The following is a 14,301-nucleotide window of genomic DNA, read 5'->3' on the forward strand; positions in this document are numbered from 1 at the left end:
CCCTCCCACAGCCCTTCGAACACCACCCCGAAAAAAGCACCCGGAAGATTGAATGCACGCGGCCAGTGGCGTGTCCGGCGCGCGGCGCCCCTGGACCGCACTTTGACTCCGGGTATGGGATCGACAAAGAGGATCATCCGACGGAGCGCCCAGCGCCCCACCGTCCTGCTCACCGCCCTGACCGGCCTCACCGGCCTGCTCGGTCTGCTGGCCACACTCCTCGCCCCGGCCGCCGGCGCGGAGCCCGACCGGGCCGGTCCACGCGGCCCGAACGTGTTCCAGGGCTGGGCGTTCGACACCTGCAAGACGCCTTCGCAGAGCACGCTCCAGGCCTGGAAGGGCTCCAAATACCGGGGCGTCGGCATCTACTTCGGCGGACGCGGCCGGGCCTGCCCCAACCAGCCCAACCTCACCCGCGACTGGGTACGCGCGGCCCACGACGCGGGATGGCGGCTGCTGCCGCTGTACGTCGGCTCGCAGGCGCCCTGCGTCGTCAACAAGCACAAGCGCAAGGTGACCATCGGCAGCCGCCCGGCGGAGACCGGCACGGGCGAGGCGCAGGACGCGGTACGCCGCGCCAAGGCGCTGGGCATCGCCCCGGACAGCGCGCTGTACCTGGACATGGAGGCGTACAGCCTGCGCGACGCGGCCTGCACCCGTACGACACTGGCCTACATCCGGGCCTGGAACCGGGAGACCGCCCGCCAGGGCTACGTGCCGGGCTTCTACAGCAGCGCCGACTCCGGCGTACGGCACATGGAGCGGGCGCGGCAGGCCGGGACGCGGGACCTGCCGACGGTGATGTGGTTCGCGCGCTGGCACACCAGGCCGAACCTGTACGGCGAGCCCGAACTGTCCGGCAAGGCGTGGCGCCCGCACCGGCGGATCCACCAGTACGCGGGCAACGTCGCCGAGACGCACGGCGGCCGCAGGATGGTCATCGACCGCAACCAGGTGGACGCACCGGTCGCCGTGATCAACTAGATCGGCTGAGCGGCCATGCCGCCCAGCGACGGGGCCCCGGCACCCGCCCGGGGCCCCTGACGAAAGTCGGTCCGGGACCTGCCCGGGACGTGTCCGGGACCTGCCCGAGGCCTGCCCGGGACGTGTCCGGGACCGGCCGGGCATCTGACGAAAGTGGGACAGCGACCCTGACGGGGGACGAGTGGCTGTCCGCCTTTAGGAGGTGGGGGCAACCCCACCCGTACAACTTGAGAGGGAGGGCCCTTCGGCACCTGGGGGCGATCCGTCACGGCCCCTCGCGCTTCTAGCGTTGGACCATGACCACGCCAGTGTGCACCAGCGCCTCCCGCGCCGCTGTGTTCCCGTCGTTCACGTCGTACGTACGGGCCCGCGGGCCGGTGCTGCTGCGGACCGCCCGCTCGCTCACCGCGAACCCGAGCGACGCCGAGGACCTGCTGCAGACCGCGCTGACCAAGACATTCGTGGCGTGGGAGCGGATCGAGGACCACCGGGCGCTCGACGGTTACGTGCGCCGCGCCCTGCTGAACACCCGCACCTCGCAGTGGCGCAAGCGCAAGGTCGACGAGTTCGCCTGCGAGGAGATACCCGAGCCCGACCCGGTGCCGGCGCCCGACCCGGCCGAGGCCCAGGTGCTGCGGGACGCGATGTGGCGGGCGGTGCTGCGGCTGCCGGCGCGGCAGCGGGCCATGGTCGTGCTCCGCTATTACGAGGACCTCAGTGAGGCGCAGACGGCGGAGGTGCTCGGGGTCTCCGTCGGTACGGTCAAGAGCGCGGTCTCCCGGGCCCTGGCCAAGCTCCGTGAGGACCCGGAACTGTCCGTCGCGGCGTAGCCCGTCACACCACCCGCACCGCGTCCCCCTGCCGAATCCGCCCCGGCCGTACGACCTGCGCGTACACGCCCGCGCACGGCTCCGGCCCCATGCCTTCCATCGGCACCACCCGGTTGTGCCGCGCCGGTACCCGCAGGGCGTCCGGGTCGCGCGGCAGTCTGCCGTGTTCCAGTGTCGGTACGGCGCAGCGTGGGGTGCGGGCCACGATCCGGAGGGTGAGTTCGGCGCCGATGCGCAGTTCGCGGCCGGGCCAGTCGTTCTCGACGAAGCCGGCGGCCTCGGTGCGGATGACGATGTTGGGGCGGTAGCGCTCGGCCTCGACGGTGGTGGGCCGGGGGCCGAGTTCGGTGATCCGGTCGAGGGTGGCGCGGGTGATCAGGTGCAGCGGCGCGAAGTCGAAGAAGGTGCCGGGCGGGGCCTGCGCGGCGATCTCCAGGGTCTCGTGCGCCACCTCGGCCGCCGCCCCGGCCGCCAGGACCTCCTCGGGCCGGGAGCGCTCCAGCGTGGCCTTCTCGGGCGGCGTGCCGGTCAGTGTGACGGGCTGCCCGAGGTGCGCCGAGAGCGTCCTGTCCACGTGTGCGTCGGTGGACCGTACGGTGCGGCCGGAGGGGAGCGTGATCCGTACGGCGTCGTCGATGATCTCTGCCCGCAACTTCAGCAAGTCGCGCCACAGCCGTGGATTCTTGGCGCTGGCGACCCGGCCGGATGTCGTGTGCACCAGGGCGAACCCGCGGTCCCCGGCCAGCCCGCGGGCGTCCGCCGAGGCGTCCGGCACCTCCTCACCCAGCAGTGATTTCACCGGATAACGCCACAGCGTGGTCACCGTTCCCACCATCGTCCCCATACCCCCAGGCTGCCATGACCGTAGCGCCCGAGACTCCTGATTTCTCGGTGCACGGGTCACATACCGCGTGATAGGGGACAGGAACGCCAGGGCTGGAGCCAGGGCTGGTACCGGGGCTGGAGCCAGGCCTGGTACCGGAGCTGGGACCAGGGCGGGGGGCTCTTCTGGCTCGGGTCCGGGAGAACCGGCGGCGGCCGCCCCGGACATGGCGAAGATGGCCTGATCGCGGCCCGCCGCACGCGGCAGCCGGTGTGCCGCCGTGCCGCTCACCGGCGGTGTGCCGAGCCCGCCGGGCACCGGGACAACGGCTGATTACGCACTCGCCGGGTAGTGACATACCGCGAGGAACACCAGCACAATCGCCAGGAACTTACCCGCGCGTAACAGGCGCACCCTATGGGGAGGCTCCCGGTGCAGAGCACGATGCAAGACGTACCCCTGACCGTTTCGCGGATCCTGACGCATGGCGCGACGATCCACGGAAGGGCCGAGGTGATCACCTGGACCGGTGACGGCGAACCGCACCGCCGCAGTTACGCGGAGGTCGGCACCCGTGCCGCCCAGCTTGCCCACGCGCTCCGCGACGAACTGGGCGTCGACGGCGACGAACGCGTCGCCACCCTGATGTGGAACAACGCCGAGCACTTGGAGGCGTACCTCGCCATCCCCTCCATGGGCGCCGTGCTCCACACCCTCAACCTGCGCCTGCCCGTCGAACAGCTGGTGTGGATCGTCAACCACGCCGCGGACCGGGTCGTGCTGGTCAACGGCTCGCTGCTGCCGCTGCTGGCCCCGTTGCTGCCGCACCTGCCGAGGGTCGAGCACGTGGTCGTGTCGGGCGCCGGCGACCGTTCCGTACTGGAAGGGGTCCGGCCCCGCGTCCATGAGTACGAGGACCTGATCGCCGGCCGTCCGCAGCGCTACGACTGGCCGGAGATCGACGAACGCGAGGCCGCCGCGCTCTGCTACACCTCCGGCACCACCGGCGATCCGAAGGGCGTGGCCTACAGCCACCGCTCCCTCTACCTGCACTCCATGCAGGTCAACAACGCCGAGGCGTTCGCGCTGGGCGGCCAGGACACCGCGATGCCTGTAGTGCCCATGTTCCATGTGAACGCCTGGGGCCTGCCGCACGCCGCCTTCATGGCGGGCTCCTCCCTGCTGATGCCGGACCGCTTCCTCCAGCCGGGGCCGATCGCCGAGATGATCGAGACGGTACGGCCGACCGTCGCGGCCGCCGTGCCCACCATCTGGCAGGGCCTGCTCGGCGAGCTGGACGCCACCAAGCGGGACGTCACCTCGCTGCGCAACGTCGTCATCGGCGGCTCCGCGTGTCCCCCGGCCCTGATGCGCGCCTTCGAGGAGCGGCACGGGCTGCGCGTCGTCCACGCGTGGGGCATGACCGAGACCTCCCCGCTGGGCTCGGTCTCGCACCCGCCGGCCGGTGTGAGCGGCGAGCAGGAGTGGGCCTACCGCGCGATGCAGGGCCGCTTCCCCGCCTCCGTGGAGGCCCGGCTGGTCGGCCCCGACGGCGAGCACCTGCCGTGGGACGGGGAGGCGGCGGGCGAGCTGGAGGTACGGGGGCCGTGGATCGCGGGCGCGTACTACGGGGGCGCGGACGGCGCCGACCTGCGCCCGGAGGACAAGTTCAGCCCCGACGGCTGGCTGCGTACCGGCGACGTCGGCACGATCACGCCGGACGGCTACCTGACCCTGACCGACCGCGCCAAGGACGTCATCAAGTCCGGCGGCGAGTGGATCTCCTCGGTCGAGCTGGAGAACCACCTGATGGCCCACCCGGAGGTCGCGGAGGCGGCGGTGGTGGCCGTACCGGACGACAAGTGGGGCGAGCGCCCGCTGGCCGCCGTGGTGCTGCGGGACGGCGCGAGCGCCGGGTTCGAGGAGCTGCGCACCTTCCTCGGCGAGCGGGTGGCGCGCTGGCAGCTCCCGGAGCGGTGGACGGCGGTGGCGGCCGTGCCGAAGACCAGCGTCGGCAAGTTCGACAAGAAGGTGCTGCGCAAGCAGTACGCGGACGGGGAGCTGACGGTCACCCGGGTGGGGTGAGGCGGCGGCGTACCGCCGTCGCCTCCGGGTTCGCGTACCGGCCGGGGCCGCTCGTGCTGTCCCGGCCGGGTGACGCGTCCGCTCAGTTCGTACCGATCTTCGCGAGCAGGTCGACGATCCGGGCCTGGACCTCGGCGCTCGTCGAGCGTTCCGCCAGGAACAGCACGGTCTCGCCCGCCGCGAGGCGCGGCAGCTGGGCCGGGTCGAGGTCCGCCGAGGTGTAGACGACCAGCGGGGTGCGGTTGAGCAGGCCGTTCGAACGCAGCCAGTCGACGATCCCGGCCCGGCGGCGGCGTACCTGCATCAGGTCCATCACCACCAGGTTCGGGCGCATCTGGGCCGCGAGCGTGACCGCGTCCGCGTCCGTCGCCGCCCTGGCGACCTGCATGCCGCGCCGTTCCAGCGAGGCGGTCAGCGCTCCGGCGACCGCGTCGTTCTCCTCGGTCAGCAGCACCCGGGGCGGGTGCTGCTCGCTGTCGCGCGGGGCGAGCGCCTTGAGGAGTACGGCCGGGTCGGCCCCGTACGCGGCCTCCCGGGTCGCCTGGCCGAGCCCGGCCGTGACCAGGACCGGCACCTCGGCCGCCACCGCCGCCGTACGCAGCGACTGGAGCGCGGTACGGGTGATCGGCCCGGTCAGCGGGTCGACGAACAGCGCCGCCGGGTACGCGGCGATCTGCGCGTCCACCTCCTCGCGGGAGTTGACGATGACCGGACGGTAGCCGCGGTCGCTCAGTGCCTGCTGGGTGGAGACGTCCGGCGCGGGCCAGACCAGCAGCCGGCGCGGATTGTCCAGCGGCTCCGGCGGCAACTCGTCGTCCATCGGCTGCGGTTGCGGCTCGGTCACCTCGACGGCGCCGTTCGGCCCGTCCAGCGGCTCGGGGCCCTCGCTGCCCTCGTCGGGCGCGGAGACGGCGAACGCGCGCCCCTCCGAGGCGTTCAGCAGGTGCTGCTGATGCTGCTGATGCGGCTGGTGCTGCTGAGGCTGGGGCTGGGGTTGCGCATGGGCCTGGGGCTGGGTCTGGGACTGAGGATGCGGCTGTCCCGGCGCGTGGGCGCCGGGCTGCGGGTGCGGCCTGGCCTCGGCGGGGGCGGCGTCGGACGCGGCCGTACGCTCCCCCTCCTGCGGCGGCTGCGCCAGCTTGCGACGGCGGCCCGAGCCGGCGGCGGGGGCACCGGGGGCGGAACCCGCGGGTACGGGCCCTCCAGGCACGGCCCCTCCAGGTACGGCCCCTCCGGGCACGGGCGTTCCGGGTACGGCCCCTCCGGGCGCGCCCGGACGCTGCTGCTCGGCGAGCTGCTGCGAGAACGGCACACCCTGCCCGAGCGTACGCACACTGAACGCGCGCCCGTGGGAGTGACCCGCGCCGGGCCCACCCGCCATGGCGTCACCCTCCGCGGCCTCCGCGGCCTCCGGGGAGGCGGGCGCGGGCATGGCCTGTCGGGCGGCGGCCGGGTCGGACGGAGCCGGTACGGGGGACTGGCCCGCCTGCCCGCCCTGCTCGCCCTCCACCGGGCTGGGGCGCCCACGCCGCCGCCCGGTCGGGGCGGGCGGACCGTCCGTGGCCGCCGGAGCGCTGCCGGGACCGGCCATCGGGGCAGCACCAGGACCGGCCGTGGGCCCGCCCTCGATGGGGTGCGCCACCAGCCCCTCCGGACCGGCGACGAACGTACCCGTCGACTCCGAGTCAGCCATCGCCGCAGCGGCCCGCTCCTCGGCGGCGGCCCGACGCGCACGGCGTCGGCCGGTCGGCTCCGGGCCCCAGCCACCTTCAGGCGCACCCGGCTCGGGCACCGCGCCGGCCGGATCGCCGGCCGCGTCCGCCGTACCGGGGCGGGCGCGGCGTCGGCCCGTACCGCTGCCCGCGCTCGCGTCCGTACCGGTACTCGTACCCGCACCCGTACCTGTGCCGTTCTGCGGCCCGTCGACCTGGCCGGAGTCCCGGCCGGAGTTCTGGCCGGAGTTCTGGCCGGAATGCTGACCGGAATTCTGTCCGGGCAGGACCGGCACCCCGGGCAGCGGGGATTGTGGAAGCTGGTCGGCGGCTGCGGGCGGCAGCGCGAAGGCCGAGTGCGCGGTACGGGCGGGGGCCTGCGACTGGTGGGGGACGGTGCGCTCGGCCGTGTCGGCCAGCGCCCTGCGCGCCCGGCGGCCGGACGGCGGCACCTGGCCCTGCGCCGGTGCCTGCCCCTGCGGACCGCTCGCGACGGCCGGCAGCGCGGCCCGTGCGCCGCCCTCCGGCACGTCCTGCTGCACCTGGCGCCGGCCTCCCGGCGGTACGACCTCGGCCCCGGCCATGCCCTGCGGCATCCCGGGCGCGCCGGTCATCCCCGGGCCGGGCACCGTACCCGGACGCACGCCACCGCCCGCGCCTGAACCCGTACCCGCGCCTGAGCCCGCACCTGGCCCCGTACCCGCGCCTGAGTCCGCTCCCGCGCCCGCACCGCCTACGCCGGGGCCACCCGCGCCCTGCGGCCCGGCGGCATCGGCTTCGTTGCGAGCCCGAGGCACCTGCCCGTGGCCGTTCCCGGCCGCCGCGGGGCCTGCGCCCGGGTGCTGCTGTTCCGGTACGTCACCGTTCCGCGCCCTGCGCCGCCCGGTCGGCGTGCCCTCGGCACCACCGTCCGTACGGGCGGGACCGCCACCCGCGGCGTCAGGCGCCACGGGGCCTCCGGCCCCACCGGGACCGGCCGCGCCCCCTTCAACCCCGTGAGCGCGTCCCTGCTGCCCCTGCTGCCCCTGGGCCCCCTGGCCCCCGGCCCCGCCGGCGCCCCGATCCTCCGCTCGGCCCTGCGCCTGCTCCTGCGCCTGCTCCTGCCGCTGACCCTGCCCCTGCGTCCCGCGGGCCCGCTCGGCGGGCACCGGCATCACGGTCGTCTCGTTGCCCGTGGCCTCGCGCGCCCGGTCCGGGCCCGCGGCGCCCGACACCGGCGCGCCGTCCGCCGTCACCGGCACTTCCAGTACGTACGCGCTGCCGCCCGCGCCCGGCACCGCGTGCGTCTGCAGCACGCCGCCGTGCTGCCGCACGATGCCGCGCACGATGGGCGCGTGGACCGGGTTGCCGCCGCCGTACGGGCCGCGCACCTCGATCCGTACGACCTCGCCGCGCTGTGCCGCGGCCACCACGATCGTCGAGTCCCCGGAAGCGGCCTCGGAGCCGCTTCCGGCCTTGCCCGTGGCGTCCACGCCCGCGACATCCGCGATCAGGTGGGACAGCGCCTGCGCCAGCCGCTCCGCGTCGACCTCGGCGTCGATCGGCGGCGCGTGCACCGCGAACTGGGCGCGGCCCGGGCCGATCAGCTCGATCGCGCCCTCGACACCGGCGGCCACGACCGCGTCGAGCGAGGCCTTGGCGCGCGTGAGCCGTTCGCCGCCCGCGTCCAGCCGCTGGTAGCTCAGCACGTTGTCGACGAGCGTCGTCATCCGCGCGTACCCGGCGGCGAGGTGGTGCAGGATCTGGTTGGCCTCCGGCCACAGCTGGCCGGCCGGGTCGGACGCCAGCGTGCCCAGCTCCGCCTTCAGCTCCTCCAGGGGGCCGCGCAGCGACTGGTCCAGTACGGCCAGCAGCTGCGTGTGGCGCGCGGCCAGCGCGTCGTAGGGGCGCCGGTCGGTGAACGTCATCACCGCGCCGACGAGCTGGTCACCGTCGCGGACCGGCGCGGTCGTCAGGTCCACCGGGACCGAACGGCCGTCCTTGGCCCACAGCGCCTGCCCGCGCACCCGGTGCTTGCGCCCGGAGCGCAGGGAGTCGGCGAGCGGCGTCTCCTCCCAGGGCAGCGGGGTGCCGTCGGCCCGCGAGTGGTGGATGAGCGGGTGCAGTTCCTTGCCGCCCAGCTCGCTGGCCCGGTAGCCGAGGATCTGCGCGGCGGACGGGTTGACGAGGACGACCTTGCCGTCGGAGTCGACGCCGACGACGCCCTCGGCCGCGGCCCGCAGGATCATCTCGGTCTGGCGCTGCTGGCGGGCCAGCTCGGTCTCGGTGTCGAGCGTGCCGGTGAGGTCCCGTACGACGAGCATCAGCAGCTCGTCGCCGGTGTAGCCGTTGCGGTGGTCGGCGTACGCGGCCTCGAAGGCGGACTCGTACGGCGTACGGCCGTCCTCCAGGTTCGCGCTGGTCACCTCGACCAGCAGCTCGGTGCCGTCGGTACGCCGCGCCACCATCCGGGTGGGCTTCGTCCGCGGGCCCTGCTCCTGCTCGTCGTGGCGCCGCATCGAACCGGGGATGCGCTTGGAGTCGAAGGACGGCAGCAGGTCCAGCAGGCCGCGGCCGACCAGGGCGGTGCCCGGGGCCTCGAAGGTCTCCAGGGCGATGGCGTTCGCGTTGACGACCGTGCCGTTGCAGTTCACCAGCAGCAACGCGTCCGGCAATGCGTCGAGTATGGCTGCGAGGCGAGCAGCGCCTCGGGATGGCCTGCTGCTCACGACGACGCTTCCTCCCTGCAGTTACCGCACCTTGCCGAGCCCGCCGCCACGTCCGCAGCGGGTCACTGGAAGGGAGTCTACGGGCACCGGATGTGGACGCGGAGACGGATGACGAGGAGGTACTGCCACGGGATTGTGCGACTCGTCGCACGCCCGACATGTGCCCCGCGTCCTGAACTGGCCCGCTTCTCCGTCACGAAGCGACCGAGGGCAGCACCGGCACGAACCGGTTCCAGCGGCTGATCTCACATCCGTCGGTGCGCTTGAACTGGGCGTTGACCGTGCGCCCCGCCCAGGTCCCGGTGATCCGCGCGGTGGCCGGGCCGCCGTACTGCATCGTGCACTTGCTGCCCTTGGGCACGCCCGCGAACAGGTCCTTGCCCCAGCGCGTCAGGTTGTCCAGCTTGTCGCAGGCACCGCGCGCGTCGGTGTGGGTGCCGCGCGCCGGGTGGCAGTACAGCTCGTACGTGCCGTCCGTGGCGGCCTTGCCGGTGTCGCTGACCGTGATCGTGAGGTGGTCGGAGGAGTGCGTCAGCAGCGGCACGGGAGCCGTGGCGGACGGGGAGCCGACGGAGAGGTCGGCGGGGGCGGCGGACGCGCCGGCCGGAGCCAGCAGCGTGAGGGCGGTGAGGGCGGGGGCAGCAGCCGTGGCGAAGCGGGACAGCCGGCGGAACAGCATCGCGGACTCCAAGGTGGTGGTGCGCGGGGTACGGGACGGTGGCGCGGGGCGGTACGCGGGCGCCCTTGCCGGGGCCCGTCCGCCCCCGCAGCGTCTAACGCGCCGCCGGTCCCGACGTTGCGCACGGCCCCGCCCCCGGCCCGCTGTTTGGCCCCCGTTCGATTCACACCGCCGATCCCCTCCCGAACACCCCCGAACCACCCCGTAAAGACCTTTGCCGGTCGGCCCGTCTGCCGAGTACCGTGGGGGTCGATTGGTGACAGCCCGCCGAGCTGTGCCATCATCTGGTCACGCCACATCGCGCTTGCGCGCGGTCGGGGTGTGTGGAGGCGTCGCCTAGTCCGGTCTATGGCGCCGCACTGCTAATGCGGTTTGGGTTTTAAAGCCCATCGAGGGTTCAAATCCCTCCGCCTCCGCTCCATCGCTTCAGGCCCTGGTCATCACGACCAGGGCCTGAACGCTTTTCTACGCCGCGCCCGGTCCGCCACCCCCGCCGCACGGACCTCGGCCGCCCCGCGCTCCGCCCGCCACACCTGACCGAAACCTTCCGGACGCGCCCCCCTCCCCCGAGCGACCCTGTCCCCATGCCGACCGACCCCGAAAGCTCCCGCCCCCACCCCCACCAGCACCCCCACCCCCTCCAACCCACCCTCACCCCTTCCCCCTCCCCCTCCACCTCCACCCGCCGCGCAACCCACACCTCCCACACCACCCACACCCACATCGCCGGCATCCCCCTCCCGGACTCCGCCCTGGCCAGGGAGGCCACCGAGCTGATCCGCGACACCACCGACGAGCTGCTCTACCACCACTCCCGCCGCGTCTACCTCTTCGGCGCCCGGCACGGCCGCGACCAGGGCCTGCCCTTCGACGCGGAACTTCTCTACATCGCCGCCCTCTTCCACGGCGTAGGCCTGACCGACCGGTTCCGCTCCTCGCGGCAGCGCTTCGAACTGGACGGCGCCGACGCGGCCCACCGCTTCCTGACCGCCCACGGCGCCCCGCCGGACCGCGCCCGCCTCGCCTGGGAGGCCGTGGCCCTGCACACGACGCCGGAGATCCCCCACCGCATGGCCCCGGAGATCGCCCTCCTCGCCACCGGCTACGAACTCGACGTCCTCGGCATCGGCTACGACACCCTCCCGCCGGAGACCCGCACCGAGATCCTCACGGCCCACCCCCGCCCCGCCTTCAAGCGCCACATCCTCCGCGCCCTCCACCGAGGCACCGCCCACCGCCCCGCGACCACCACCGGCACCGTCACCGCCGACGTCCTGGCCCGCCTGGATCCGGACCACACCCGTCCGGACTTCGTACGGATCCTCGACTCCGCCCCCTGGCCCGAGTAGCCCCCACCCGCCCCCCGCGGAACGTTTCCGCAGGTCAGAGGGGGTGGGTCAATCGGATTTCGCCTCACGCCGTGGTTCGTGTAATGTTCTTTCTGCAACGCCGACCGGCAAGAAAAACCGCCGGAAAGCCAAGCGCTCGTAGCTTAACGGATAGAGCATCTGACTACGGATCAGAAGGTTGCAGGTTCGAATCCTGCCGAGCGCACAGCAGGTCAAAGCCCCCGCCGGGTAATCCGGACGGGGGCTTTGTCGTGCCGTACAGCAGCGAAATACAGCAACCGGGTCAGCCGCCGGTACCGCCTGCACCGCCCATCGCTTCGGAAAGCTGTCCCAGAGCCGCGCGGACCTCTTCCTCACTCGCTTCCGCGTAGACCTCCATCGTCATCGCGATCTGCGAGTGGCGAAGGATGCGCTGGGCCACCTTTGGGTGCACCTTCAAGGCCACCAGTAGCGAGCTGCACGTGTGTCGCGTGTTCCGCAGCGGAATCACCCGCAGCCCGGCCCGGCGAGCCCGCAGGGCGAACATGCGTGTCAGGTTGCCGGGCTCGATCGGGGTGCCGTACTTCGTCGTGAAGACCAGGCCGCGATCGTCCTGCCAGAGATCACCGGCCGCCTTCCGGTCACCGGTCTGCTGAGCCCGACGCATCCTGAGCGCCTTGAGGCACAACGCCGGCAGCGGCAGGAAGTCGTCCGACTCCTCGGTCTTCGTCTCCCGGTGCAAGATCTGCCGCCCGGCGCGCTGGATCTGGTGATCCACGTACAGCTCTCCCGCTTCGAAGTCGATGGACTTCCAGGTAAGGCCCAGCACCTCACCTCGACGCAGCCCCAGGCACAGCACGAGCACCCAGGCCGCGAACAGCGGATCTTCCCGAGCAACCCCGTCGGCAAGGAACCGGCCCGCTTCGGCCACGGACCAGGGCTTGATCCGGCGACGACGTGGCTTCGGCACCTTCACCAGCGAGGCGACGTTCTTCCCGATCTCTTCCTCAACCACTGCATGGGTTAGAGCGGCCCTGAGCGCGTCCCGAGCGGCCTGAATCACCCGCCGGGAGGTGAACGCCTCACAGCACTCCCCAGCAGCGCAGCAACGGCGACGAGCAGGCGCCCGCTTCGAGTCCTTCCCCTGAGCGCAGCACTGGCACTCGGACGCGAGCTTGGTCAGCCACTCGCGCACGTCCCGGACGGTCAGCTTGTCCAGCCGCTTGGCGCCCAGGTGGGGCGCGATGTAGAGCCGGACGGACCCCTCGTACGAGACGTAGGTCAGCGGCGCCAGGTTCGGCTTCACGATCGACTCAAGCCAGTACGCCAGGAACGCGGCGACGGTGCGGTGTCGCGTGGCCACCGGCCCCTTCTTCGCGTCGGCGTGCAACTTGATCCACTTGTCGTGGACCTCTTCGCGTGTCTTGCCGTAGACGTACTTGCGCTTCTTCTTGCCATCCGGCGTGGTCACCCAGACGTACGCGGCGAAGCTGTTCTTATACGGGTAGATGGACCCTTCGCCGTTACCGCGCTTGCCGCTCATGCGGACCACTCCTCAGCCGCAGTGGCGCAGCGGTTGATGTACTCGTCCACCCAGGCCGGGAGGATGCGCCGGTTACGCCCGATCTTCACCGAACGGATCTCGCCGGTGAGCACGAGCATCTTGGTCTTGGACAGTCCGAAGCCGAGCATTTCGGCGACTTCGGCGGTGGTGTGCCACTTCCTCTCGATGACGGTGGTGGTCATGACCGGTCGTCTCCTTCAGCGTCGAGCGCAGTGCGGTGTTCGCGGGCGGTGTCACGGGCGAGGGCTTCGGTGAGCCAGGTTTCGGCGTTGGTGAGGCCGGTTCCGGCGTAGACCCAGTGGGCGAGGACGAGGGTGGTGTCCGGGGTGGTCTCGGTCTCTCCTGCGGCCTGAGCACGGCGCCATTCGGCGCGGGCGTCGCGGAGGGCGCCGAGGGTGGTGGAGTAGCGGCGGGACTTGGTGGAGAAATGGCCGCGGAAGCCGAGCATGTGGGCCCAGGCGCGGAGCCGGAGGTCTTCCAGTTCCTTGCGGGCGCCGAGGGTCCAGGCGGTTCGGATCATGTGGCGGGCGTGGTCGTTGATGTCGAGCTGGGCGAGTTCGGCGAGGAACTTCAGCGGGCGGTCGAGGGCTCCGGTCGCGGTCTCGGCGCCCTTGGTGGCGTACTTGGCGATGTACGCGGCAACGGCCCGTTCGGTCAGTTCCTGGCCTCCGTCGAAGTCGGCCGAGCGGATGGTCCGTACGTCGAGCTGGCGGCCGAAGGTGAAGACGTGTTCCCGGCCGTCGATGACGGGGCCGTCCACGCGGGCGGCGGTGGCGGCGGCCTGGATGGCGTCGGTGAGTAATTCGGCGGTGGCCCAGGCGGGCGGCGGGGTGTCGCTGCCGGTCGGGCCGTCGAGGCGGATGACCGCGTGGAAGTGGACGGCGCCGCGCTTCTGGTACTCGGCGACCTTGGCGAAGGACACCCGGGCGTACTGCCGGAATGCGCGCTGAGTGAGGCCGGCGCGCTTGGCGACCTCTCGGCGGAGGTAGATGGAGAAGCGCCGCCAGAGGGCACCGGCGTGCGCGTTCCAGAGGACGGCGGCTTCGTAGTCGTAGGTGTCGGGGTCGAGTGCGGTGCCGAGGGCGGTGTCCTCCTGGTCGTGGAAGGCGCCGCAGCGGCAGCGGCGGACCGAACCGGTCGGCCCGGTGGGGCGGTTGTGGACCGGGCCGAAACCGGGGGCGGTGAAGGTGGCGAAGACGCGGGGGTGAGCGGCGACGCGTTCCGGGACGCCTTTGCCGCCGCGCAGGCCGGAGGTGATCAGTTGGAAGGTGTCGCGGCGGTAGACCTCGGAGCAGGCCGCGCAGCGGGTCGAACGGCGGTTGTTGCAGCGGACCAGGAGGTGACCGGCTGGGAGGGTGGAGGAGTCGAGGTGGTGGAGGACGTTGCCGATCTCGCCGGTGCGGGTGTTCAAGGCGTGTTCGGTGCGGTGGCCGTCGAGGCGGATCGGGTGGGTGCAGCCGCCGAGGCCGGAGAGCTGGCGCAGGAGTGCGGGCATGGTGCCGAGGGCGGCCAGTTCTCCGAGTTCGGTGAGCGGGGGCGGGGTGGCGGGGGTGATGATGGCCTTTCTCCTTCTGGCTTCGGCTGGAAG

At 72.7% G+C, this 14,301-nt stretch carries 10 protein-coding genes and 2 tRNA genes; 6 read left to right on the forward strand and 6 right to left on the reverse strand.

The annotated features are described in order from the left end of the window. Window positions 1–114: 114 nt before the first annotated feature. A complete protein-coding gene (locus AB0L45_RS06970) occupies window positions 115–984 on the forward strand; it encodes a DUF1906 domain-containing protein (RefSeq protein WP_365836916.1) in 870 nt (289 codons plus the stop codon). Window positions 985–1,280: 296 nt separating this feature from the next. Further along, entirely contained in the window at window positions 1,281–1,814 is a 534-nt protein-coding gene (locus AB0L45_RS06975; RefSeq protein ID WP_365836918.1) for a SigE family RNA polymerase sigma factor, read from the forward strand. Window positions 1,815–1,818: 4 nt separating this feature from the next. Here AB0L45_RS06975 and AB0L45_RS06980 read toward each other — a convergent pair whose 3' ends face one another. Next, window positions 1,819–2,658 (reverse strand): MOSC N-terminal beta barrel domain-containing protein, encoded by an 840-nt coding sequence (locus tag AB0L45_RS06980; RefSeq protein ID WP_365836920.1) that lies wholly within the window; start codon window positions 2,656–2,658, stop codon window positions 1,819–1,821. Window positions 2,659–3,069: 411 nt separating this feature from the next. On the opposite strand from AB0L45_RS06980, the gene AB0L45_RS06985 reads away from it, so the two are divergent. Beyond that, window positions 3,070–4,722 (forward strand): long-chain fatty acid--CoA ligase, encoded by a 1,653-nt coding sequence (locus AB0L45_RS06985; protein ID WP_365836922.1) that lies wholly within the window; start codon window positions 3,070–3,072, stop codon window positions 4,720–4,722. A gap of 82 nt (window positions 4,723–4,804) precedes the next feature. Here AB0L45_RS06985 and AB0L45_RS06990 read toward each other — a convergent pair whose 3' ends face one another. Both AB0L45_RS06990 and AB0L45_RS06995 read right to left on the reverse strand, forming a co-directional pair. Then, window positions 4,805–9,142, reverse strand: a complete 4,338-nt coding sequence (locus tag AB0L45_RS06990) for a PAS domain-containing protein (RefSeq protein WP_365836924.1) — start codon at window positions 9,140–9,142, stop codon at window positions 4,805–4,807. A 193-nt stretch (window positions 9,143–9,335) separates the two neighbouring features. Further along, window positions 9,336–9,821 (reverse strand): SSI family serine proteinase inhibitor, encoded by a 486-nt coding sequence (locus AB0L45_RS06995; RefSeq protein ID WP_365836926.1) that lies wholly within the window; start codon window positions 9,819–9,821, stop codon window positions 9,336–9,338. 325 nt (window positions 9,822–10,146) lie between these two features. Between AB0L45_RS06995 and AB0L45_RS07000 the strand changes: the two genes are divergently transcribed. The 3 genes from AB0L45_RS07000 to AB0L45_RS07010 all read left to right on the forward strand — a co-directional run bounded on the left by AB0L45_RS07000 (window position 10,147) and on the right by AB0L45_RS07010 (window position 11,375). Further along, window positions 10,147–10,237, forward strand: a tRNA-Ser gene (locus AB0L45_RS07000). Between the two features lie 168 nt (window positions 10,238–10,405). Continuing rightward, a complete protein-coding gene (locus AB0L45_RS07005) occupies window positions 10,406–11,170 on the forward strand; it encodes an HD domain-containing protein (RefSeq protein WP_365836928.1) in 765 nt (254 codons plus the stop codon). A 132-nt stretch (window positions 11,171–11,302) separates the two neighbouring features. Continuing rightward, a tRNA-Arg gene (locus AB0L45_RS07010) sits at window positions 11,303–11,375 on the forward strand. A 78-nt stretch (window positions 11,376–11,453) separates the two neighbouring features. Here AB0L45_RS07010 and AB0L45_RS07015 read toward each other — a convergent pair. Genes AB0L45_RS07015 through AB0L45_RS07025 form a run of 3 tightly spaced genes read right to left on the reverse strand, consistent with a single transcriptional unit; the run spans window position 11,454 to window position 14,208 of the window. Then, complete coding sequence (locus tag AB0L45_RS07015; RefSeq protein WP_365836931.1) at window positions 11,454–12,701, reverse strand: site-specific integrase; 1,248 nt, start codon at window positions 12,699–12,701, stop codon at window positions 11,454–11,456. Further along, window positions 12,689–12,895: a helix-turn-helix domain-containing protein gene (locus tag AB0L45_RS07020; protein ID WP_365836934.1), complete on the reverse strand. Its 207-nt coding sequence runs from the start codon at window positions 12,893–12,895 to the stop codon at window positions 12,689–12,691. Before AB0L45_RS07020 ends, AB0L45_RS07015 begins: the two co-directional genes overlap by 13 nt. Then, window positions 12,892–14,208 (reverse strand): replication initiator, encoded by a 1,317-nt coding sequence (locus AB0L45_RS07025; protein WP_365836936.1) that lies wholly within the window; start codon window positions 14,206–14,208, stop codon window positions 12,892–12,894. The genes AB0L45_RS07020 and AB0L45_RS07025 overlap by 4 nt, the downstream gene beginning before the upstream one ends. Between the last annotated feature and the right edge of the window lie 93 nt (window positions 14,209–14,301).

Origin of the sequence: Streptomyces sp. NPDC052496, assembly GCF_040679095.1 — a bacterium.
GTDB lineage: Bacteria > Actinomycetota > Actinomycetes > Streptomycetales > Streptomycetaceae > Streptomyces.

Excerpts from the sequence above, each read along its gene's own strand:
- AB0L45_RS06970 (WP_365836916.1), top strand. The coding sequence starts at position 115 with ATGGGATCGACAAAGAGGATCATCCGACGGAGCGCCCAGCGCCCCACC.
- AB0L45_RS06975 (WP_365836918.1), top strand. The coding sequence starts at position 1,281 with ATGACCACGCCAGTGTGCACCAGCGCCTCCCGCGCCGCTGTGTTCCCG.
- AB0L45_RS06980 (WP_365836920.1), bottom strand. The coding sequence starts at position 2,658 with ATGGGGACGATGGTGGGAACGGTGACCACGCTGTGGCGTTATCCGGTG.
- AB0L45_RS06995 (WP_365836926.1), bottom strand. The coding sequence starts at position 9,821 with ATGCTGTTCCGCCGGCTGTCCCGCTTCGCCACGGCTGCTGCCCCCGCC.
- AB0L45_RS07005 (WP_365836928.1), top strand. The coding sequence starts at position 10,406 with ATGCCGACCGACCCCGAAAGCTCCCGCCCCCACCCCCACCAGCACCCC.
- AB0L45_RS07020 (WP_365836934.1), bottom strand. The coding sequence starts at position 12,895 with ATGACCACCACCGTCATCGAGAGGAAGTGGCACACCACCGCCGAAGTC.
- AB0L45_RS07025 (WP_365836936.1), bottom strand. The coding sequence starts at position 14,208 with ATGCCCGCACTCCTGCGCCAGCTCTCCGGCCTCGGCGGCTGCACCCAC.